The following is a 21,718-nucleotide window of genomic DNA, read 5'->3' as shown; positions in this document are numbered from 1 at the left end:
TTTACCATGCAACAAAAATTCGAACCTGTAAACATGTTGTTCGACAACTTCTATGAAAACTGATATGATCAGTTATACATTAAGAGGGGCGCACATATGGAGATCGGCCACCAAGATGTATGATGGCCAAGGCAAAACGCCGATAAAATAAAGTGGAAGGTGATCAGAACTCGATCGCTCGTTCACGGGCATGCATGATGTGGCGGTCGATGGCATCGCCTGCCGCATGCGGATCGCGGGATTTGATGGCGTCGATGATCGCCAGATGATCGGCGAAGGCCGGCGGCAGGACCTGCTCGGAAAGGCTGATTCTGTCGAGCTTGATAAGCCGCATGCGGATCGCGTTGACCGCATAGGCCTGGATCAGCAGATCGTTCTGGGTCGAATCGACGAGAAGGTTGTGAAATCCGTCGTCGACCTTCTGGCCACGTTCGAAGACATCCGGCGAGGGAGCGTTGCGGACCTCGTCGAGGATCGACTGGTGAAGCCTGGCCTGTTCATCGAGGATAACGTCGGGCATCCGCCTGACGGCCGTCAGCACGGCCTCGCGCTCCAGCGCCATGCGCACCTGGAAAGCCTGGCGGATGATCGAGAGGTCGATCTGGGTGATCTGGATGCCTCGCTGCGGCATGACCACCAGCAGGCCTTCATATTGCAGGCGCGGCAGGAGTTCGCGCAGAGCGCCGATCGAAAGGCCGAGAAGAGCGACGAGCTCCCGCTGGGACACGAACTGGCCGGGCCGGAGTCGGCCATCGAACAGCGCCTCGCGAAACCGCTCATAGGCGACCTGTTTGACCGAGCGAAGGTCTGGCTGTCCAGTGCCGGGCGGTGCAGTAAGTACGCTCATCTGTCTCCTATCGCCGGCGGCACCGGGCGGGTCAAGCAGCGGCGCGATAACCCGTCCGCTCGAATAATTCAATGAGCATAGCACGATCGCACTGGTTGAGAGCAACCAGAGGCGGCACCGCATATGCCAGACTTTCGTCGTTGCGATAATGGGCAAGAGCCGCCTTGAGGGCAACGAGCGATCCGTAAGCATCCACTGCCTCGATGCGCCGCGACTGCTTCTCCAGAAGGCCGGCATCGTCGGGATTGTCGTAAAGCGCCCTCAGATCGCGGGTAAAGACGTTCGGCATGCCGCCGATCATGCCGGCGCCCCCGGCCTTGACGAGCGTGGGCAGAACCCCGTCGTCGCCTGTAAAGACGGCAAGCTCCGGGAAGGACTTCACCAGCATCAACCCGTTGTCGAGATCCCCGGTCGAATCCTTTATCCCGGCGATGCGGCTGCCGTGCCTGCGCAGCAGAGCCGCAATCAGCGGCTGCGTGAAGCGGACCCGGCTGAGCTGCGGGATGTTGTAGAGCACGAGAGCGATTTCCGTATGCGCCTTGGTCCGCTCGATCAGTGCATCGAAGAACGCCGCAACGCCGTCCTCGCTCGCTCCGTAATAGAAGGGCGGCAGGACGAGCGCGGCGCGACAGCCGAGCTCTCCATAGGCAATCAGCGAGGTTACCGCATCGTCGAAACTCGGCGTCATGATCGCCGGCAGCTGACGGCCCATCTCCACCCCGTCCGCCTTTAGTGCCTTGAGAGCTTCGAGCTTCTGAGCGGTCGAAAAAGATGCGCCCTCGCCCGTGGTGCCGAACGTCGAGATGAAGCTGCAGCCATTTGCCAGGAGATGATCGATATGCGCCTTCAGACGGACGGTATCGATACGGAAATCGGCCGTCACCGGTGTGACGGAAGCGGCAACAATGCCCTTCAACGCAGCATTCGACATGAATAGGTTCCTCGTTATAGAACTGATATAATCAGTGTAGGTATCAGTCGTCAAATATATATTTACATCAGTCGCCGGCTGCGGCATGTTGCGCCCGGGACTGGCGATGGAGGAACGGATGCGCGACTGCCGTCGGCATATTTTGAAGCGTGCAAAATCCATTGATTTTATTGGGATGCTTGAAAGCTCGGCTATTGGTACTAATTGCGAATGCCCCTGGGCTTCCACCTCAAACCAAGGAAACTGAACCTATGCCGGACATGCCTGCCGACACCCTCCCCGCCCGCCTCGCGAGTGCCATTCGCAATGCCATCCTGTCGAGGACCGTGCTTGATCCGGAGCCCTTTCTCGGGCTGCCGCTGGCGGATGCCTATGCGGTGCAGACGGACGTGTTTCGGGCGCTCGGCCAGCCGTTCAAGGGCGCCAAGCTCACCCTGAAGGGTGATTTCTGCCAGAGCGCACCGCTTCTGTTCGTCAACGAAGAAACCAGCCATGACCATCAGCCGGGCATCTCGCTGGAGGTGGAACTGGCCTTCGTGCTCGACAAGGATGTCGTGGCCAGCAACGGCGATGTAACCCGCCAGGATATCGTCGACGCGATCGGCTCAGTGCGGATCGGCGTGGAGCTTCTCCGCAGCCGTTACCAGGGCGGCTCCCGGGGCGATCCGGCCCTCGCCGCCGCCGACATGATGAGCAATGTCGGTTATGTCCTCGGCCCGTCGCTGGACCGGAGCCTGCTGGACGAAGGCGCATCGATCGGTCAGCTGTCGGTTTTCATCGACGGACAGTCCGGCTTCGACAAGCCCGCGGCGCATTCCGACGGCGATCCGCTGAAGACCATGGTCGTGCTGGCGAACCAGGATCAGCTCTCCTCCTTCTCCATGCTCAAGGCGGGACAGGTGATGACGACGGGCACATTGTGCGGACTGATCCCGGTCGCGGAACCGGGCAGGATCGAAGTCAACATGGGCGGACAGCGGTTCGTCCTCGACCTGCGCTGACGCCAATTTCGGCCTTTTTCGATCAAAAGCAGCTCTCGCGCGCAAGCTCGGCATCAAGGTCAACATCTGCGGCATAGGCCAAGTGCAGCTCGCGTGATCGCGCTCGGTAGTGCCGTTCGATCTACGCAAGCGCCCGCACCTCAATTTCAATCAAATTGCCTGATTGACTTCTAACATGTTAGTGTGCGAGCGTCGCGGCAACACTGGGAGGATAAATAGTCTAACATGCGTTTCGGGCTCTCTGTCGCACTCGCGACCCCTTTTGACAAAGACGGCAAGATCGTGCTCGACGCGATGGTCGCCCAAGCTCGCCGCAGCCTCAATGCCGGTTGCGACAGCGTTACGGTTTTCGGCACGACCGGCGAAGGCGCCTCGATCGGCAACGGCGAACGGGAAAAGGTCCTCGCCGCCATGATTTCGGGCGGCATCGTGCCGCGCCAGATCGTAGCAGGTGTTCTCGTAGACGCGGCGGCGGACGCCGCGGAACAGGCCGCACAGGCGCTATCCAAGGGGGCGCGCAACATTCTTCTGGCCCCGCCCTCCTATTTCAAGAATGTCAGCGACGAAGGCCTATTCGGCTGGTTCTCCGCCGTATTCGCCCTGCTGGGCGACAAGGCCCGTGACATCATCGTCTACCACATTCCATCGGTCACGATGGTGCCGCTGAGCCACGCGCTGATTGGCCGGCTTCGCCAGGCGTTTCCCGGCATTGTCACCGGGGTGAAGGATTCCGGCGGAGAATGGGCCTTTACCGAAAAGCTGCTCAAGGAACATGGCGACCTCATCATCCTGATCGGTGACGAGCGGCATCTGGCTCAAGGCGTACGTCTCGGCGGGCAGGGTGCGATATCCGGCGTCGCGAATTTCGCCCCACGCGAAGTTCGGCGCATGGCCGTGGATGGCGAGGACGATCAGCGGGTCGTCGATCTCGTCGTGGAATTGCTGAAATATCCCGTCATTCCGGCGGTGAAGGTGATGATCGCCCACCTTTCGAACGACCCGTCGTGGCTGACGGTGCGGCCGCCGCTTCTTCGGATCGCTGATGAAGGCCAGCGCCTGTTGGCATCGGCCTTCGACGCTCTGTTCCGTTCGGAGGCTGCCTGAAAGCCATGGATCAGGGGCGTCCCACGGAAAGCCAGGTCGAGGAACAGCCGACGCTGAGGGAGAAGGCCTACGAGAGCTTCACGCGCCACCTTCTGGCCCGTGACGTACGCCCGGGCCAGTTCGTCTCGCAGCGCCGGCTGGTGGAACTGACCGGCCTGACGCTTGGCGCCATCCGTGAACTCGTTCCGCGGCTGGAGGCCGAGGGGCTGATCAAGACCGTGCCGCAACGCGGGCTGCAGATCGCCCATATCGACCTCAACCTCATCCGTGAAGCCTTCCAGCTTCGCGTCTTCCTGGAAAAGGAAGCCGTTGCACTGTTCACCCAATCGGCCCCGGACCAGGCAATCGCCAGGCTTTTGAAGGAGCATCGTGAAATCCTGGAGGCGATCCAGGGCGGCAACGACAGCCGTGAGCTGGAGCTGCATGCGCAGGCGGTCGACTGGGGCATGCACGACGCCTTCATCGATGCGCTCGGCAACACCATCATTTCAAACGTCTACCGGGTGAATTCCATCAAGATGCGGCTGATCAGGCAGGAGCGGTTCCGCATCGACGGCCGGGTCGGCCCCGTCATGAGCGAGCATCTGAAAGTGCTCGAAGCGATCGAGCGGCGCTCCGTGGAGGAAGCGGTCGCGGCACTCGTCGCCCATATCAATCACGCGAGGGATCGCGCGATCAGACTTTAGAAAAAGAAGCCGGAGACAAGGGTATCCGGCGCATTAGGAGGAGGAATAGCATGTCATCTTCGTTCTGGAATCCCACCCGCCGCAGCTTCCTGGCCGGCTCGGCGGCGCTTGGTGCCGCCGGGCTGGTCGGTTCGCGCCCGGCATCGGCCGCCGTCGACTGGAAGCGCTTCGCCGGCACCACGCTGGAAGTGAACCTCGTCAAAAGCCCGCGCAGCGACACCATCATCAAGTACCTGGCCGAGTTCGAAACGCTGACCGGCATCAAGGTCAATGCCGAAGCCACCCCGGAACAGCAGCAGCGCCAGAAGGCGACGATCGAGCTCTCGTCCGGCAAGCCGAGCTTCGACGTCATCCACCTGAGCTACCATGTCCAGAAGCGCCAGTTCGAAAAGGGCGGCTGGCTTGCCGATATCAGCGGCCTCCTGAAGGATCCGACGCTCACCGACCCGTCGCTGACTGAAAGCGATTTCGCCGAAGCCGGCCTCACCTTTGCCAAGGACAAGGACGGCAAGCTGCGCTCCCTGCCCTTCTCGGTCGACTACTGGATCATCTACTGGAACAAGGAACTCTTCGAGAAGAAGGGTCTCGCCTACCCGAAGACCTTCGATGAGATGGCGGCGGCGGCCGAAGCGCTGACCGACAAGACCACCAATACCTACGGCTTCGTCGCCCGCGGCCTGAAGAACGCCAACGTTCCAGTGTGGACGGCGCTGATGCTCGGCTACGGCGCGACGGCGCTTGGGCCTGACGGCAAGCTGCGCACGACCTCCGATGAAGCCGTGGAGGCCGCCAAACTCTACCAGCGCCTGATGACCAAGGCGGCCCCCGTCGGGGTCTCCGGCTTCAACTGGGCGGAAGCCCAGTCTGCCTTCCTGCAGGGCAAGATCGGCATGTGGCTGGACGGCGTCGGCTTCGCTCCGCCGCTCGAAGACCCGCAGAAGTCCCGTGTCGTCGGCAAGGTCGGTTACGGCGTCATGCCGAAGGGACCGAAGGCGCAGGCGGCCGCCACCTTCGGCGATGGCATCGGCGTCACCGCAGCCAGCCAGAAGAAGGAAGCGGCCTATCTGTTCTGCCAGTGGGTCATCTCGAAGGAGATGGGCGCACGCCTGCTGCAGGCCGGCGCCGGCGTTCCCTTCCGCCAGTCGATCCTTGCCGATGCGGAAGTCCGCAAGGGTGTCACCATGCCCAGCGCATGGGTGGATGCGGTCGCTGCTTCCGGCAAGGTGTCGCAGCTTGCGCTGCCGGTCATCATCCCGGTCACGGAATTCCGCGACATCTACGGCGTCGGTCTCACCAACATGATCGGTGGTGCCGACCCGGCGACGGAGCTCAAGACGGCGACGGCGCAGTTCGAACCGGTGCTTGCCAAGAGCGAGGGATAATGGCCTCCGTGAGCATCGAAACAGCACGGACGGAAACCGGTGACAAGAGGAGCAAGCCGAGCCGGCTTGCTCCCAACTACTGGCCTTTCGTCGTTCCCGCCCTCATCGTCATCGGCGCGGTCATCGTCTTCCCCTGGGTTTTCACCCTCTGGATGAGCGTCAACAGCTGGACGCTGGGACAGGCGCAGACCTTCGCCGGACTGGACAACTACATCCGGCTTGCGACCGATTTCCGCTTCTGGGAATCGCTCTGGCACACGCTGATCTTCACGGTGCTGGCGGTCGTGGCGCCGCTTTTCCTCGGCACGCTCGCGGCGCTGATCTTCGATGCTCAATTTCCGGGGAGGGGCTTCCTGCGCGGCGTCTTCGTCATGCCGATGATGGCGACCCCGGTCGCCATCGCCCTCGTCTGGACCATGATGTTCCATCCGCAGCTCGGCGTCCTCAACTATCTGCTGTCGCTGGTCGGCATCGGCCCGCAGGAATGGATCTATAACCGCTACAGCGTCATTCCGTCGCTGGTCCTCGTCGAGACCTGGCAATGGACGCCGCTGATCATGCTGATCGTGCTCGGCGGCCTCGCCGCACTTCCACGCGAACCTTATGAAAGCGCAGAGATCGACGGCGCCAACGCCTGGCAGAAATTCCGCTACCTGACGCTCCCGATGATCGCGCCCTTCCTGATGATCGGCGTCATCATCCGCTCGATCGACGCGATCAAGAGCTTCGACATCATCTACGCGATGACGCAAGGGGGACCGGGCACGGCATCCGAGACGATCAACATCTACCTCTACAACACCGCCTTCTCCTATTACGACATCGGCTACGGCTCGGCCATGGCGGTCGTCTTCTTCGTGATCATCATCGCGCTCTCTTTCGCGCTGATGATGGTGCGCGCACGGGCAAACTGGTCGGACATGGAGACGCGCTGATGGAACACGGCCTCGTCGAACGCCCCCTCAACAAACGCCCACTCGTCAGACGCAAGACGCTCGATCGCATCGGCTTGCTGTTCGCGGCCCTGGTCATGGTGTCGCCGGTGGTGCTGTTCTTCCTCTGGATGATCTCGCTGTCGCTCAAATACGAAATCGACAACGGCGCCTATCCGCCGATCCTGATCCCGGAAAACTTCGCCTGGTCGAATTACGTGCAGGTGTTCCGCGAGAACAATTTCTTCCTGTATTTCTGGAATTCCGTGCTGGTGACGGGGGCCGCGACGCTGCTGGCTCTCATTATCGGCGTGCCGGCAGGTTACGGCATCGCACGGTTGAAGGCGGAGAGGGCAGCGATCGTCATCATGATCGCCCGCATGACGCCCGGCCTTTCCTTCCTCATTCCGCTCTTCCTGCTGTTCCAGTGGCTGAACCTGCTCGGCACGCTCTGGCCGCAGATCATCATCCACCTAGTCGTCACCGTGCCGATCGTCGTGTGGATCATGATCGGTTATTTCGAGACGACGCCGATGGAACTCGAGGAGGCTGCCAGCATCGACGGCGCGACGCCCTGGCAGGTGTTCCGCCTCGTGGCTCTGCCGATCGCCAAGCCGGGCATCGTCGTCGCCTTCATCCTGGCGCTCATCTTCTCCTGGAACAACTTCGTCTTCGGCATCGTGCTTGCAAGCCGCACCACGCGGACGCTGCCCGTTGCCGTCTACAACATGCTTTCCTTCGAACAGGTCAGCTGGGGACCGCTCGCCGCGGCCGCGCTGATCGTCACCCTCCCCGTGCTGGTACTCACCCTGTTCGCCCAGAAGCAGATCGTCGCAGGCCTGACGGCCGGCGCGGTCAAAGGCGGCTGAGCAGGCTCACAAACAGGATCGAATTTCATGGCAACCGTCACTCTCCAGAACATCCAGAAGCGCTTCGGCGCGGTCAACGTCATCCAGGACCTGAGCGTCGATATTGCTGACGGCGAATTCGTCGTTCTCGTCGGCCCGTCGGGCTGCGGCAAGTCCACGCTGCTGCGCATGGTCGCCGGCCTCGAAGAGGTCAGCGGCGGCGAGATCCGCATCGGCGCCCGCGAGGTCAGCAACCTGCCGGCCCGCGACCGCGACATTGCCATGGTGTTCCAGAACTACGCGCTCTACCCGCATATGACGGTGGAGGACAACATGGGCTTCGCGCTGAAGCTCAAGCGGGCGAACCCTGCCGATACGGCCGAGCGGGTGAAGAAGGCGGCCGCGATCCTCGGCCTGGAAAACCTGCTTCAACGCTACCCTCGCCAGCTTTCGGGCGGCCAGCGCCAGCGCGTCGCCATGGGCCGGGCAATCGTCCGCAATCCGCAGGTGTTTCTTTTCGACGAGCCCCTCTCGAACCTTGACGCCAAGCTGCGCGTAGTGATGCGCAGCGAGATCAAGGCGATGCACCAGCGCATCGGCACAACGACGATCTACGTGACGCATGACCAGATCGAGGCCATGACCATGGCCGACAAGATCGTCGTCCTGCATGACGGCAATATCGAGCAGGTCGGCGCTCCGCTGGAACTCTACGACCGGCCGGCCAACCTCTTCGTCGCCGGCTTCATCGGTTCGCCGGCCATGAACTTTCTGGACGGCAAGATCGAGGAAGGCGTTTTCCGCACCGAAAAAGGGCTGATCCTGCCTCTTCCGGCCGAAGTCTCGCCGGCGAAGGCTGGCGGCCGCCCACTCGTCTACGGCATCAGGCCGGAACACATCCGCGCCAGCGATCAGGGCATCCAGGGCCGCGCGGCGATCGTCGAAGGCACCGGCTCGGAAATCTTTGCCAAGCTCGATTGCGGCGGCGAGCAACTCTCCTGCCTTTTCCGCGAGCGCATCGATGTCAGGTTCGGCGACACGGTCGGTATCTCGATCGACGCGAAGCAGGTTCACCTCTTCGACAAGGCGACGGGCCACAGGCTCTGAGTGAGAGCTGGCGCGTTTTGTCCTTTTTCGCGAGCGCAAAGATATGCATCTCGAAACCGAAGGACCGTTTCCGCGCTTTCAATCGATGTCGTAGAACGTAGATGAGGCGCTGAATCGGTAAACCCCGCCTCCGCCTCATCGGTCTGAGGAAGAGCAATGTATATCGAACGGGATCCGAACGGCGACTTTATCCTGGAATCCGGTGAGATCGCTGATCGGTTCGGGCTGTCGCGCGAAGATTTCCGGCGGAGAATTCGCCAGGGTCTCGTAACAAGCACAGTCGAGCGTGGCGAAGCTGAGGATATTGGAACTTGCCGCCTGAGCGTTCGTCTGGGAAACCGCATGTGGCGCGCCGTCCTGAATAACGAAGGCGAGGTTCAGAACGAAGCCGTGACCTTCGTTCGAGGAAGAGGTCATACTCCCAGATCTTGACGCCGATACGGCTGATCGGCCACGTGATTTCCGCAAAAAACCGCAGCATGGCACGGCCGCTACTGTTGCCAGAAGAGAACGCCCGCGATGGCGACGGAAAAGACGACCGCCGCCAGCGAGCTGTAGCCCTGCAGGACACCCATTCGTTTCAGGGCAATGGCGAATATGACAATGATCGGGGCGGCCATCAGAAGGCCGACTTGTGCGTCAGACATGGCAAATCCTTGGTTTGCCGTCATCCTAACCTCTCTATCTGCCGTTTCTTTGCGATATGACAAAGAGCCGGATCTGTATTGCCTCCATTTTCCGGGACGGAAGAATACCGGAGGTTTCGGAATGGCGGCGATCTCGACCAGCGAAGAGAGGGATGAAGGTGGCGACCTTCTTCTCTGGGTGCTCGTCTGGGGCGAGCTTGCGGCTTTCGGTATCCTGCTGACCGGCTATGTCGTTACGTCCATGCTGCATCCGGAAAGTTTTGCGCTCGCCAGGCTGCATCTCGCGCCACGGCTGGCAGGGCTCAATACAGTCGTGCTGCTGGCGAGCAGCTGGCAAGCGGCGCTTGCCGCCAGATCCCAGGGAAAACCTCGCCGGCAGCGCCTGTTCCTGCTCGGCGCAGCTTTTTTGGGTTTCCTCTTCGCCGCCCTCAAATTCGCCGAGTACAGTTCCGAATGGGCAGCGGCAGGGGATGAGAACCTGCAGAGCTTTTTCGAACTCTACTTTCTCATCACCGGCTTCCACCTCGCCCATGTCGCATTCGTTGCCGCCCTCTTCGTATTGGCGGCAATCAGGCTGGAACGTTCGACGATCGTCACGCTGACGACCATCTGGCACGTCATCGACATCGTCTGGCTGGTGATGTTTCCACTGATCTACCTGAGCTAGGAGGCCGGAATGGACGGTTCGAAACTCTTCGGCAGCGCCAATTGGGTGATGATGCTCGGCATCGTCGGCGCATTGATCGCTGCACAATGGAAGCATGAGGTGATACCGGCAGCGGCACTTGCCGTCATCCTCGTCATGGCCATTGCAAAGATACGGCTCATCGTGCTCGACTTCATGGACCTGCGGGGGATGCGACCCAATCTGGCCCGTGCGCTGATGATCTGGCCTATCTTCTTCTCTGCCCTCTCGCTGGGCAAGGTCGTACTGATGGCCATTCTTTAGGTTCAGTTCTCACCTGCACTTTCCCCTCCGGCACCTGCCTGATCTCAGGCCGGTCCATGGTTGCCCGCGCGCCATCGGGAAAGCTAACGCTTACCTTTCAAAAAATAGCGGACTCCGCGGGCAACGTTTTTTTGTTTGGTAAATCGCAAAGAGCGGCTCCGGAAAACCCCTCATAGAAGCTTCACGGGTCGTCGTCCGCTTTTCGCGGATGTGGCCCGCAGCAACCCGCAAGGCATCCGCACAAAGGGGACATGAGGATGGCAGAACGCCTCACAAAGACCGGGGCTCGTAACGTCTTTTACGGCGGCTCCGCGTTCTTCTTCGTAATCTTTCTCGGGCTTACCGCCCACAGCCACTACTACATGCGAACCACGTCCACGGACGAAAGCACGCTCACGGATTCCGTCGCGCGCGGCAAACATGTCTGGGAAAAGAACGCCTGTATCAACTGCCATACGATCCTCGGGGAAGGCGCCTATTTCGCCCCCGAGCTCGGCAATGTGTGGAAACGCTGGGGCGGCGATACCGACCCGGACACGGCCCGCGCGACGCTGAAGGCCTGGATGGCCGCGCAGCCGAGCGGCATCGAAGGCAGGCGGCAGATGCCGCAGTTCAACCTCACGGAACGTGAACTCGACGACCTGGCCAACTTCCTCGAATGGACGAGCAGGATCAAGACCCAGAACTGGCCGCCGAACGACGCCGGCTGATCTCACGGGAAGGGAAAAACACATGAAATATCAAACCCAAAAGGTCGCCATGCTGTATTTTTACGGCGCGCTCGGCCTGTTCATCGCACAGATCCTGTTCGGTGTTCTGGCGGGAACGATCTACGTCCTGCCGAACACGCTTTCGGAACTGCTGCCCTTCAACATCGTGCGGATGATCCACACCAATGCGCTCATCGTCTGGCTGCTGATGGGTTTCATGGGATCGACCTACTACCTGCTGCCCGAGGAGTCCGAAACCGAGCTGTTCAGCACCAGGATCGCGGTTGCGCAGTTCTGGCTTTTCCTCGTCGCGGCGGCGATCGCCGTGGTCGGTTATCTGTTCCACTATCATGAAGGCCGCGAATTTCTGGAACAGCCGTTCCTCATCAAGGTCGGTATCGTCATCGTCGCGCTGATGTTCCTGTTCAACGTGACGCTCACGGTGCTCAAGGGCCGCAAGACCGTCGTCACCAACATCCTGATCTTCGGCCTCTGGGGCGTCGCGATCTTCTTCCTGTTCGCCTTCTACAACCCGGCCAATCTCGCGCTCGACAAGATGTACTGGTGGTATGTCGTCCATCTCTGGGTCGAGGGCGTCTGGGAACTGATCATGGCCTCGGTGCTGGCCTTCCTGATGATCAAGCTGAACGGCATCGACCGCGAAGTGGTCGAAAAATGGCTCTACGTGATCGTCGGCCTTGCCCTCTTCTCCGGCATTCTCGGCACCGGCCACCACTTCTACTGGATCGGCGCCCCCGGCTACTGGCAGTGGATCGGCTCGCTCTTTTCGACGCTCGAAGTGGCTCCCTTCTTCACCATGGTCGTCTTCACTTTCGTGATGACCTGGAAGGCGGGGCGCAAACACCCGAACCGGGCCGCACTTCTCTGGTCGATCGGTTGCTCGGTCATGGCCTTCTTCGGCGCCGGTGTCTGGGGCTTCCTCCACACGCTGTCTTCGGTCAACTATTATACCCACGGCACCCAGCTCACCGCAGCCCATGGCCACCTCGCCTTCTTCGGCGCCTATGTGATGCTGAACCTTGCCGTCATGGCCTATGCGGTGCCGGAGCTTCGGGGCCGCAGCCCTTATAACCAGTGGCTTTCGATGGCCAGCTTCTGGATCATGTGCATAGCCATGTCCGTCATGACCTTCGCGCTGACCTTTGCCGGCGTCCTTCAGGTGCACCTGCAGCGCGTCCTCGGTGAAAGCTTCATGGATGTTCAGGACCAGCTGGCGATCTTCTATTGGGTCCGGCTCGGATCGGGCGCATTCGTGCTCATCTCGGCGCTGATGTTCCTCTGGGCCCTGTTCGTCCCGGGCCGCGAACGGCGTCCCGCCGGCACCGCGAGAATCCAACCGGCCGAATGATGCAGCGCGGCTCCGTTTCAACGACGGAGCCGCCTTTCTCGGTCCCTTTAAGATCAGGACATTCCAATGACCATGATTTCTCCGATAAAGCCGGCCCAGGCCGCACCGATTTCCCACTACATTCCCGCCGGCAACGAATGCGAGCTGTTCGAAACGGCCTGGAAGCGGCAGCTTCCGCTTCTCCTGAAAGGCCCGACCGGATGCGGAAAGACCCGCTTCGTTTGCCATATGGCCGAGCGTCTCGGACTGCCGCTTGCGACCGTCTCCTGCCATGACGATCTGGCCGCCGCCGATCTCACCGGCCGGTTCCTCCTGAAGGGCGGCGAGACCATCTGGGTGGACGGCCCCCTGACGAAGTCGGTGCGCGGTGGCGGCATCTGCTATCTCGATGAAATCGTCGAAGCGCGGAAGGATGTCGCCGTCGTCATCCACCCCTTGACCGACGATCGCCGTATCCTGCCGCTCGAAAGAACCGGTGAGGTGCTGGAGGCGCCGCCGGAGTTCATGCTGGTTGTCTCCTACAACCCCGGCTACCAGAACATCCTCAAGGCATTGAAGCCTTCGACCAAGCAGCGTTTCGTCGCCATCGAGTTCGACTTCCTTCCCCGGGAGCAGGAAGTGGCCATCGTCGCGGCCGAAAGCGGCCTTTCCGAACGGCACGTCGTGCCGCTGGTAAACCTTGCCCATCGCCTGCGCGCCTTGAAGGGACACGACCTGGAAGAGGGCGTATCGACGCGCCTGCTCGTCTACTGCGCCACGCTGATCGAAAGCGGGCTCGACCCGCGCCGTGCGATACGGGCTGCCATGATCGAGCCGCTGACCGACGATCCGGACGTGCGTGCGGCGTTGATCGAAGTGGCGAATGCCGTGGTTGCCTGAGGTGCTATGATGCTGGACTTTCTCGAGCTGGAAGAAACTGTCGGCAAGGCCTGGCACCGCCTGGTCGGCCAGACACGAAGCCTGCCGCGCTATCCCGAGCAAGCGGTGACGCTGGACGAGATGAAACCTGTCCTCGCATCCTGCTTCCGCGGGTTCGGGGGCGATCACGCGGTCCAGCTCGTGGCGGCCCACCAGCGCACGTCGAAACACCGCCTGAAGCTTCGCCAGCTTGTGGGGCTCGGCGAGGAGCGGATTGCCCAGTCGGGCCGGGATTTCGCCCGCGCGATGCTGCCTGATGTCATCGACTTCTTTCCGGACCGCAGCCTGAACCGAGCATTGTACGTCTGGCTGACGGCGGCAATAGCTACATTGCCCGAGGCCCGGCCAGCCTCGCCGGATCCCCTCGCACGGGATCTCGAGCGGCTGCATATGGCGATCTCCAATGTGGACGAAACGCTTGCCGCATTTCCCGGCCTGCGCCAGGTCTATCGAAATTTATGTCAGGCAACGCTTACCGAGCGCCACCGCGGCAGGCTGCCCTCGGTGGAACGGCTGCTGGAAAGCAGGATCATCAGCCTGCTGCGGGCAGGCGCCGGCCTGCCGGACGACACGCCGAGCGCGATCTTCCCCCGCGATGCCCCACCGGGCTACCAGCCGATGATGGACGTGCCGCTCTGGCCGGAATTTTTGTCCCAGGAGGAAAGCCGTTCTTCGGCGGAGGACTCGGAAACCCCGCTCGGCGATCCGCAGGGTTCGGCTGGCAAGAGAAGGTTCAGCGCGAAGCGCGAGCGGGAAGACGAAAAGCGCTCCGAACGGAGCCCGTTTATCCTCAACCGCTTCGAGAAAATCCTGGCGATGACGGAAATGGTCAATGTCGACCGGCCGACCGACGACAAACCCGAGGAGGATGGCAAAGCCGCCGAGGATCTCGACGAAATGGTCCTCGGGCGCCGCAAGGAACGCCCCTCCTCGCGTTTCCACTTCGATCTCGACCTTCCGCCGGAAATGGTCGACCTGAAGGAAATCGCTGCCGAGCTGACCTATCCCGAATGGGATTACCGAAAGACCACCTATCTGAAGAACCATTGCCGGGTCCTTGCCGTCCCGACCTCGGCCAGCGGCGACCGCCTCGAGATATCGGAGGATACGAAGGCGCTGGCGAGGAAGGTGCGCAAGCAGTTCGAAATCCTGCGGCCGCGCCAGGAAATGCTCAAATCGCAGATGGACGGCGTGGAACTCGATCTCGATGCCGTCGTCCGGCGCCGGACCGATCTCTTGGCGGGAGGGCAGGCAACCGACCGTATCCATGTGGCAAGCCGGCCGCGCACGCCCGATCTTGCCGTCACCATTCTCGTCGATGTCTCCCTTTCGACCGATGCCTGGATCGACAACCGGCGGGTTCTGGATGTCGAGAAGGAAGCGCTTCTCGTCCTCGCGCAAGGCCTGACCGCCTGTGGCACGGATCACTCGATCCTCACCTTCACTTCCCGGCGCCGCTCCTGGGTCCGGGTCGAGACCGTGAAAGGCTTCGACGAGCCGCTTTCTCCGGTTGTCGAGGATCGGATCGCCGGCCTGAAACCCGGATATTACACCCGCCTCGGAGCCGCCCTGCGGCACGCCACGGCGGACCTCGCAAAACGCCCCAACCGGACCCGTCTGCTTCTCGTGCTGACCGACGGCAAGCCCAACGACATCGACCACTACGAGGGGCGTTTCGCGATGGAAGACAGCCGCCGCGCCGTGCAGGAAGCAAGGCGCCTCGGCGTCAACATTTTCGCCGTGACGGTGGACAAGGATGCGAAATCTTATCTCCCGACGATGTTCGGCCGCAACGGTTATGCGGTCGTCGGAGATATCTCAAAACTTCCGGCGGCGTTGCCCGCCATCTATCGCGGCCTGACGGGATAGGGAGCCCGGCCGCATGGAGGTCCGGCTGGGCGGATTGCCGGACCTCCATTTTCCGTCTGAACCCTATGCCGCCTTGCTGAACGACCTGCCGCTCCTGTTCAGATAGACATCGAACGCCGAGGCCGCGGCTCGGACGATAAACCGGTGATCCTCCGAGACGCGGATGATGCCGTCCCGGCGTTCGATCAGGCCGTCTCGTTCAAGCTCATCGAGCCGATCGTTGCCCCGCAGCAGAAGCTCGGCATCAAAGCCACGCGCTGCCGCAAGGGCCGCAACATCCACCGTAAAGTCGCACATCAGCCTCTCGATCACCTCACCGCGCAGGCGATCTTCCGGCGTGAGGCGATAGCCCTTGGCGACCGGCAGCTCGCCTTTCGACACCCGGGTCGCATAGAGGCCGGGCGGAACCTCGTTCTGGATATACCCTTGCGGCAACCGGCCGATCGACGACGCCCCGAGCCCGATCAGGGCGTCGCAGGCGTCCGTCGTGTACCCTTGGAAATTCCGGTGCAGCCGGCCTTCGGTCTGCGCCAGCGAGAGGTCGTCGCCCGGCAGGGCGAAATGGTCGAGACCGATCCTGATATATCCTGCCGCCATTAAGGCCTCGGCGATCGCCGATGCCTGAAGCGCCCGCTCCCGTGCATCCGGAAGCGCCGCCTCGTCGATGAGCCGCTGGTGCTTCTTGAAGCTCGGGATATGCGCATAACCGAAGACGGCAAGACGATCCGGCCGCATGCTGACGGCCGCTTCGACGGTCTCGACGCAGGATTCGACCGTCTGAAACGGCAGCCCATAGATGAGGTCGAAATTGATCGCGTTGATGTTGTTATGGCGAAGATGCGCGACGGCATCCATCGTCGTCTCGACGCTCTGAACGCGGTTGATCGCCTTCTGGACCTTCGGATCGAAGCTCTGGACGCCAAGGCTTGCGCGGGTGACGCCCGACTGACCGAGCGCAACTGCCATCTCCCCGGTCAAGGTTCGCGGATCGATTTCGACCGCGGCATTGACGGCGCCCGCAAAACCGAGACGGTCGCGAAACGCGTCCATCAGCGCGATGAACTCCTCTGGCCTGATAATGGTCGGCGTACCGCCACCGAAGTGGACTTCCCCGACGCTGAAGCTGTCGTTTCTGACGGATGCCAGAAGCTCGATCTCCCGGTGAAGTATCTCGATATAGTCGAGAATGGGCCTGTCGCGCTCGGTGATCGTCGTGTGACAGCCGCAATACCAGCACATCGACCGACAGAAGGGGATGTGGATGTAGAGCGAGGTTGGCTGTCCTTGGGGCAACGCCTTCAGCCAGGCCGGATAGTCGAGGGCGTCGAAATCCGAGCTGAAGTTCGGAGCCGTCGGATAGCTCGTGTAGCGCGGCAGCCGTGCCTCGCCATATTTCTCGATTATCGCTGCGGACATGTCGGGCTCCTTTCAGTTTTCTTCAAAGAGCATTTAGCTGCCCGGCGCCTGCCTCTCTTTGTGCAAAATCAACGACAGCGTCCTGTTTCTGCAAAATATTTGTCCCGACGCAAATTCCGTCGATCGCGCCGCCGCTAAATCATGGAGGCGGCCGGGATCGGCCAGGCCGCTGCACCAGCTCGAAAGGCCCAGAACAAACCATGTCGGATATTGAGATCCCTTCCATCGATGTCAGGACGCTCGCTCCCGCCGAACGTCACCCGAAGATTTTTGGCGTGCTGACGTCGCTCATCCCCGGTGGCGTCATGCATGTCACCAGCGACCATGATCCGCGACCACTGCACTACCAGATCGAGAGCCGGTATCCGGAAGAGTTCGACTGGCAATATCTCGAACAGGGTCCGGATGTCTGGCGCGTCGAAATCCAGCGGGCGCAAAGCTCCGGCTGCGACTGCTGCTGCGGTCATTGAAAGACAAAAGCCATGCCCGGCGCCACTCTCTCCCCCTGGACGATGTCCTATTTCGCGACGGCGCTGGTCTGCCTGGTCGCCGGGCTGGCCTTGACGATATCGGGGTTCGGATATCCATCCGCTCCCATCGACGACCCGGCCTCGCTGGTGATCGTTCACCTGATCGCGATCGGTTGGCTCGGTCTCCTGTTCGCCGGGTCGCTGCTTCAGTTCGTGCCGGTAATCGCCTCGCAGCAGCTGCGATCTCCCCATCTCGCCCTGCCCGCGCTGCTGCTGACCATGATCGGGCTTCCCCTGCTGCTGACCGGCTTTCTGGGCCTGGCCGATATCGTGCCCCTCTGGATTTGGATGCTGCCGGCCGGAGGCCTCCTCCTGACGCTGGCCTTTGCCGGCCTCTGCTGGATGGTCGCGGGCACGCTTGCGGCAGCGAGGCCGTACTCGTTGCCGGCAAAGTTCGTCGCGCTCGGCTGCGTGCCGCTGATCGCCACTGTGCTGGTCGGGCTGCTGTTTTCCTTTTCCCTCTCCGGCCTTACCGATGATCCGCATCTCATCGGGCTGCTGCTCTCGGCCGGACCGGCGCACGCCTATCTCGGATTGTTCGGATGGATGACTATCACCGCAATCGGCGTCAGCTATCGCCTCCTGACGATGTTCCTGCTGTCGCCCGAAAGGACGCGCGGGACAAGCCGGGCGATCGGCTGGCTGTTGGCCGCCGCTCTCGCGACAGCAGGCTCCGGCATCTTCCTCGATGGAGCCGGCGTGCCCGCGGACTGGCCGCTTTACCTGGCGATCGCCCTTTCAGGACTTGCCGCTCTTCTCTACACGCTCGATATCCACTCGATCTTCCGCGCACGGAAACGGAGGTCCGTGGAGCTGAACGTGATGGCGAGCCTGGTGGCGATCGGCATGCTGCTCTTCTGCTTCGTTCTTCTCGCGGCCTCGGTCGTCGTCGGCAATCCGGCCGGGATGGTGATGCCCGTCGCCTATCTCTTCACGTTTGGATGGCTGACCGGGCTCGGGCTCGGGCAGCTCTATAAGATCGTGGCATTCATGACGTGGCTGGAGTTTTACGGGCCCGTTCTTGGCCGCACAGCCGTCCCGCGCGTCCAGGACCTCGTCAACGAGCGGCGGGCATCCTTGTGGTTCGCGCTCTATTTCACCGCGACGGCAACGGCGACCGCGGTCCTGATCCTCGACATGCCGGACCTGTTCAGGGCGGCTGCGTTCGCTCAGCTCGCGGCTGTCTGCGCTCTCGCCTTCGAGTTCATCCAGGCCCGCCGCCTCGCCATGGTTCCGGCCGCGACCCGGCTGCCATCGGCCGTCGCCGCACGGCGGCTCATCTTACCAAGCTTCAACGGGAGGTCACGATGACCCAGGAATTCAAGGAACTCGATGTCAGGTCCATCCTGAAGAACGGCGGCGAGCCGTTCGAAGCGATCATGACGGCGGTCGCCGCGCTGCAGCCCGGTCAGGGACTGAAGCTGCTTGCGCCCTTCAAGCCGCAACCGCTCTATCGCGTCATGGATGCCAGGGGCTTCGATCACGCCGTGATCGAACTCGACGGCGGGGATTTCGAGGTCCGCTTCACGCCGCGCCAGCAAGAAGCGGTCGCGCTCTCCGAAAACGCGGTCTCGCCCGAACTCTGGGCCGAACCGTCCGTGCAACTCGACCTTTCCGACCTCGATCCGCCGGAACCGATGCAGCGAATTCTCGGCGCGGCCGAAGCCCTCGACCCGGGCGAAGTGATCTTCGCGGTGCTGGCACGCGAGCCGGTCTTCCTGTTCCCGGAACTGACGCGCCGGGGCCATCAATGGGTGGGAAATTTCGATCGGGACGGCAGCGCCTATCGCATCATGATCCGCATCGGCAAAGGGGTTGCCGATGCCTGACATGTCCGACCAGGCCAACCTGACCGAACAGGTCCGGCAACAGCTCTCCATGGTCATCGATCCGGAGATGGGGCGCAGCGTCGTGGACATGGGCCTGATCTACCTCATCGAGGCCGATGATGCCGGCGACATACACATAATGATGACCACCACCACGAAAGGCTGCCCCGCCTCGACCTTTCTGAAGGAAGCCATCCGGGCCTGCGCCACATCGGTCGCCGGCGTAAAGAGCGTCGAAGTGGAGCTGACCTACGACCCGCCGTGGAACGCATCGATGATGACGCCATGAAGCTTCTAACGCTGATCAGGCGCTGGGGAGGGGCCCGGCACCACGATAGGACGCCGCTCGTTTCGCATGCGGGAAATGTCCGGGACAAGCGCCATGTGGTCTACGAGATGGTAGCATCCGGCGCTGCGGACGACCCGGCCTTGTTCATCATCGAGGAAATCGAGCGCCTGAGCGACTCAATCGCCCGGGAGATCTGAGGCATTTCGCCGGGTTGTCCGGCGCCCGTTTCAGAACGCCTATCCCGCTCCGTTATCCCTTCGTGCTTTCGGCCAGCGCCAGCAGGCCTTCGGCATCCTTCACCAGCAGCTTCTGGCGTCCGCCTTCGACCAGGCCTTTCGCCTCCCATGCGCTCATGATCCGTGAGACGGTATGCAGCGTCGTGCCGGTCATCTCGGCTATGTCCTGCCGGGAGATCGGGAAGTCGATCCGCACCGCGTCGCCCTCCTTGCGGCCCGCATGCTTGGCCAGCCTCAGAACCGCGTGGGCGACCCGCTGCTCGACCTCCTGCGTCGACATCTCCCGGATGCGGGCATGGGCTTCTTCCAGGCGCTGCCCGATCGTCTGCATGGCGGTCACCGCAAGGCGGGGATTGCGATCGACGAACTGCGGCCAGAGTTCCGTCGGCCAGCAAAGCGCGATGCTTTCCGCAACGGCCATCGCCGTGCCGGGATAGTCCATCCGTTGAAGCGCCTTGGCAAAACCGAAGAGATCGCCCGGGTGGACGACGCGCACGATGATCTGCTGGCCGTCTTCGGTGACCTGCGTGACCTTTAGCCTGCCATGCAGGAGCAGATAGAAATGCGCCGCGACCGCCCCCTGTTCGAAGACGGCTTCGCCCACAGGCACCCTGCGGGAGGTCGCGTGAGCAAGAAGCGCTTCCGTATCGGCATCCTCCATCCTTTCGAACAGGGGAAAACTTCTCACGAGGCTCTTATCGATCTTCAACGGCCTATGCTCCGCTACGGTCCGCGCGAACCTAGCACAGCCCGCGGCGAGATCGAAGATGCGCTATTGCCGCGCCGGCAGCAAACATTCCCGCGTCTACTTGCGACGCCGCAATGAAGGGCGTCGCCGCCGCCGCTACAAGGGTGCCGAACAAGGAGTTCCGAAGATGACGACAATTCCGGCCGGGCGGCGACCTGGAAGCATCCCGAGGGGACTTTCCACAACCGCCCCCATCATATTCTCCTACGGCTTCCGGCCATTTTTTCTCTCGTCGGCCCTCTGGGCGGCTGCCGCGATGCTGTTATGGATGGCAAGCCTGGCCGGACTGATCGACGTGGCGGTTTCCTACGGCACCGTCCATTGGCATGCACACGAGATGCTGTTCGGTTATGCGAGCGCCGTGCTGGCCGGTTTCCTGCTGACCGCGGTTCCCAACTGGACCGGCAGGCTGCCGGTGTCCGGTTGGCCACTGGTCTTCCTGTTCCTCGTATGGGTCGCCGGCCGGCTGGCGCTGCTTCTGTCCGACTTTATCGGCACCATGGCCGCCATCCTGGCCGACAGCGCCTTTCTGCCCCTCCTCCTCTTCATCTGCGTGCGCGAGGTGGTCGCAGGACGGAAGTGGAAGGATCTGAAGGTCGTGGGTGGCCTGATCGCCCTCTCCGCCGCAAACATCCTGTATCATCTGGCGGTGGCCGGCGGGCAGCACCCATCCGTGGGTATCAAGCTCGCCCTCTCGGCCTATACCGCAATGATCCTCATCGTCGGCGGCCGAATTATCCCGAGCTTCACCCGCAACTGGATCAACAAGACCGGACGGACGGATTTCCCCGCCACCTACGACCGGTTCGATACGGCAGCCATCCTGTGCGGGGTCGTCGCACTGGCCGCCTGGGTCATTCTAGGCGACGGAAAGCTCGTCGCGGGGACAGCAGGACTGGCGGCAGTCATGCATACGGTTCGGCTCGCACGCTGGCGCGGCTGGACGACGACGGCCGAAATGCTGGTGACGGTCCTGCATATCGCCTACCTGTTCGTGCCGCTTGGGTTCCTCGCAATTGGCCTTGCAGCCGTGAACCTCTTCGACGGGACTTCGGCTATCCACGTCCTGAGCGTCGGAACCGTGACCACGATGATGCTCGCCGTCATGACACGGGCAAGCCGGGGCCATACGGGACGGGGGCTGACCGCATCGCGGACGACTGTCGCTTCTTATGCGGCAATCGTGCTCTGCGCCCTTCTAAGGCCAAGCGCCGGCCTCTTTCCGGAATTTACGAGCCTGATCTATTCACTGTCCGGCGCCGCATGGCTTGCGGCCTTCGGCCTCTTTGTTCTCGAATACGGACCGATGCTGACCCGCGTGCGGCGGCGGGTGGCGGAAGGATAAAGGAATGTTGGCTTACGGACGCTCC

General features: G+C 62.0%; 25 protein-coding genes. 20 read left to right on the top strand and 5 right to left on the bottom strand.

Annotated elements, in window-relative coordinates; translation table 11 throughout:
* Nucleotides 1-163 precede the first annotated feature (163 nt).
* On the bottom strand, nt 164-847 hold the full coding sequence (locus tag MOV63_RS10165) for a GntR family transcriptional regulator (protein WP_038546205.1): 684 nt from the start codon (nt 845-847) through the stop codon (nt 164-166).
* Between the two features lie 31 nt (nt 848-878).
* Nucleotides 879-1,778, bottom strand: coding sequence for a dihydrodipicolinate synthase family protein (locus MOV63_RS10160; RefSeq protein ID WP_247033585.1), 900 nt, complete (start codon nt 1,776-1,778; stop codon nt 879-881).
* Nucleotides 1,779-2,029: 251 nt separating this feature from the next.
* Between MOV63_RS10160 and MOV63_RS10155 the strand changes: the two genes are divergently transcribed.
* The 8 genes from MOV63_RS10155 (at nt 2,030) to MOV63_RS10120 (ending at nt 9,270) form a co-directional block, all read left to right on the top strand.
* Nucleotides 2,030-2,779, top strand: coding sequence for a hypothetical protein (locus MOV63_RS10155; RefSeq protein WP_247033584.1), 750 nt, complete (start codon nt 2,030-2,032; stop codon nt 2,777-2,779).
* A gap of 225 nt (nt 2,780-3,004) precedes the next feature.
* Nucleotides 3,005-3,883 carry a dihydrodipicolinate synthase family protein gene (locus MOV63_RS10150; RefSeq protein WP_247033582.1) on the top strand — a complete coding sequence of 293 codons (879 nt, stop codon included), beginning with the start codon at nt 3,005-3,007 and terminating at the stop codon, nt 3,881-3,883.
* A 5-nt stretch (nt 3,884-3,888) separates the two neighbouring features.
* A complete protein-coding gene (locus MOV63_RS10145; RefSeq protein ID WP_247033579.1) occupies nt 3,889-4,569 on the top strand; it encodes a GntR family transcriptional regulator in 681 nt (226 codons plus the stop codon).
* Between the two features lie 50 nt (nt 4,570-4,619).
* Complete coding sequence (locus MOV63_RS10140; RefSeq protein WP_247033578.1) at nt 4,620-5,951, top strand: sugar ABC transporter substrate-binding protein; 1,332 nt, start codon at nt 4,620-4,622, stop codon at nt 5,949-5,951.
* Nucleotides 5,951-6,886 carry a carbohydrate ABC transporter permease gene (locus MOV63_RS10135; protein ID WP_247033576.1) on the top strand — a complete coding sequence of 312 codons (936 nt, stop codon included), beginning with the start codon at nt 5,951-5,953 and terminating at the stop codon, nt 6,884-6,886. The genes MOV63_RS10140 and MOV63_RS10135 overlap by 1 nt, the downstream gene beginning before the upstream one ends.
* Entirely contained in the window at nt 6,886-7,752 is an 867-nt protein-coding gene (locus tag MOV63_RS10130) for a carbohydrate ABC transporter permease (RefSeq protein WP_247033574.1), read from the top strand. The genes MOV63_RS10135 and MOV63_RS10130 overlap by 1 nt, the downstream gene beginning before the upstream one ends.
* A gap of 27 nt (nt 7,753-7,779) precedes the next feature.
* Entirely contained in the window at nt 7,780-8,838 is a 1,059-nt protein-coding gene (locus tag MOV63_RS10125; RefSeq protein WP_247033572.1) for an ABC transporter ATP-binding protein, read from the top strand.
* A 156-nt stretch (nt 8,839-8,994) separates the two neighbouring features.
* Nucleotides 8,995-9,270 carry a DUF6522 family protein gene (locus MOV63_RS10120; protein WP_247033570.1) on the top strand — a complete coding sequence of 92 codons (276 nt, stop codon included), beginning with the start codon at nt 8,995-8,997 and terminating at the stop codon, nt 9,268-9,270.
* Between the two features lie 59 nt (nt 9,271-9,329).
* On the opposite strand, the gene MOV63_RS10115 is transcribed toward MOV63_RS10120, so the two are convergent.
* Nucleotides 9,330-9,485, bottom strand: a complete 156-nt coding sequence (locus MOV63_RS10115; RefSeq protein WP_167551678.1) for a hypothetical protein — start codon at nt 9,483-9,485, stop codon at nt 9,330-9,332.
* A gap of 121 nt (nt 9,486-9,606) precedes the next feature.
* On the opposite strand from MOV63_RS10115, the gene MOV63_RS10110 reads away from it, so the two are divergent.
* The 6 genes from MOV63_RS10110 (at nt 9,607) to MOV63_RS10085 (ending at nt 15,300) form a co-directional block, all read left to right on the top strand.
* On the top strand, nt 9,607-10,152 hold the full coding sequence (locus MOV63_RS10110; protein ID WP_247033568.1) for a cytochrome c oxidase subunit 3: 546 nt from the start codon (nt 9,607-9,609) through the stop codon (nt 10,150-10,152).
* Between the two features lie 9 nt (nt 10,153-10,161).
* Nucleotides 10,162-10,434 carry a cytochrome C oxidase subunit IV family protein gene (locus MOV63_RS10105; protein ID WP_247033566.1) on the top strand — a complete coding sequence of 91 codons (273 nt, stop codon included), beginning with the start codon at nt 10,162-10,164 and terminating at the stop codon, nt 10,432-10,434.
* A gap of 257 nt (nt 10,435-10,691) precedes the next feature.
* Nucleotides 10,692-11,144 carry a cytochrome c gene (locus MOV63_RS10100; RefSeq protein WP_038546246.1) on the top strand — a complete coding sequence of 151 codons (453 nt, stop codon included), beginning with the start codon at nt 10,692-10,694 and terminating at the stop codon, nt 11,142-11,144.
* Between the two features lie 22 nt (nt 11,145-11,166).
* Complete coding sequence (locus MOV63_RS10095; protein WP_247033564.1) at nt 11,167-12,513, top strand: cbb3-type cytochrome c oxidase subunit I; 1,347 nt, start codon at nt 11,167-11,169, stop codon at nt 12,511-12,513.
* Nucleotides 12,514-12,579: 66 nt separating this feature from the next.
* On the top strand, nt 12,580-13,392 hold the full coding sequence (locus MOV63_RS10090; RefSeq protein WP_405029316.1) for a CbbQ/NirQ/NorQ/GpvN family protein: 813 nt from the start codon (nt 12,580-12,582) through the stop codon (nt 13,390-13,392).
* Between the two features lie 9 nt (nt 13,393-13,401).
* Nucleotides 13,402-15,300 carry a nitric oxide reductase activation protein NorD gene (locus tag MOV63_RS10085; RefSeq protein ID WP_247033562.1) on the top strand — a complete coding sequence of 633 codons (1,899 nt, stop codon included), beginning with the start codon at nt 13,402-13,404 and terminating at the stop codon, nt 15,298-15,300.
* Between the two features lie 63 nt (nt 15,301-15,363).
* Here MOV63_RS10085 and hemN read toward each other — a convergent pair whose 3' ends face one another.
* Nucleotides 15,364-16,716, bottom strand: a complete 1,353-nt coding sequence (hemN, locus tag MOV63_RS10080; RefSeq protein WP_247033560.1) for an oxygen-independent coproporphyrinogen III oxidase — start codon at nt 16,714-16,716, stop codon at nt 15,364-15,366.
* A gap of 200 nt (nt 16,717-16,916) precedes the next feature.
* On the opposite strand from hemN, the gene MOV63_RS10075 reads away from it, so the two are divergent.
* Genes MOV63_RS10075 through MOV63_RS10055 form a run of 5 tightly spaced genes read left to right on the top strand, consistent with a single transcriptional unit; the run spans nt 16,917 to nt 19,561 of the window.
* Nucleotides 16,917-17,186 (top strand): DUF2249 domain-containing protein, encoded by a 270-nt coding sequence (locus MOV63_RS10075; RefSeq protein ID WP_038546255.1) that lies wholly within the window; start codon nt 16,917-16,919, stop codon nt 17,184-17,186.
* Nucleotides 17,187-17,198: 12 nt separating this feature from the next.
* A complete protein-coding gene (locus tag MOV63_RS10070; RefSeq protein ID WP_247033559.1) occupies nt 17,199-18,557 on the top strand; it encodes a hypothetical protein in 1,359 nt (452 codons plus the stop codon).
* On the top strand, nt 18,554-19,075 hold the full coding sequence (locus MOV63_RS10065; RefSeq protein WP_247033558.1) for a DUF2249 domain-containing protein: 522 nt from the start codon (nt 18,554-18,556) through the stop codon (nt 19,073-19,075). Before MOV63_RS10070 ends, MOV63_RS10065 begins: the two co-directional genes overlap by 4 nt.
* A gap of 1 nt (nt 19,076) precedes the next feature.
* Nucleotides 19,077-19,364: a metal-sulfur cluster assembly factor gene (locus tag MOV63_RS10060; RefSeq protein ID WP_247033615.1), complete on the top strand. Its 288-nt coding sequence runs from the start codon at nt 19,077-19,079 to the stop codon at nt 19,362-19,364.
* Nucleotides 19,361-19,561 (top strand): hypothetical protein, encoded by a 201-nt coding sequence (locus MOV63_RS10055; protein ID WP_038546262.1) that lies wholly within the window; start codon nt 19,361-19,363, stop codon nt 19,559-19,561. The genes MOV63_RS10060 and MOV63_RS10055 overlap by 4 nt, the downstream gene beginning before the upstream one ends.
* Before the next feature lie 52 nt (nt 19,562-19,613).
* Here the strand turns inward: MOV63_RS10055 and MOV63_RS10050 are convergent, their stop codons facing one another.
* Entirely contained in the window at nt 19,614-20,309 is a 696-nt protein-coding gene (locus MOV63_RS10050; RefSeq protein ID WP_038546264.1) for a Crp/Fnr family transcriptional regulator, read from the bottom strand.
* A gap of 166 nt (nt 20,310-20,475) precedes the next feature.
* On the opposite strand from MOV63_RS10050, the gene MOV63_RS10045 reads away from it, so the two are divergent.
* Complete coding sequence (locus MOV63_RS10045) at nt 20,476-21,693, top strand: NnrS family protein (protein ID WP_247033557.1); 1,218 nt, start codon at nt 20,476-20,478, stop codon at nt 21,691-21,693.
* Nucleotides 21,694-21,718: the final 25 nt, after the last annotated feature.

This window comes from Neorhizobium sp. SHOUNA12A, from assembly GCF_023006505.1.
Taxonomy (GTDB): domain Bacteria; phylum Pseudomonadota; class Alphaproteobacteria; order Rhizobiales; family Rhizobiaceae; genus Neorhizobium.
Note: the sequence above shows the minus strand (reverse complement) of the source record. Positions and strands in the feature narration are given on the sequence as shown.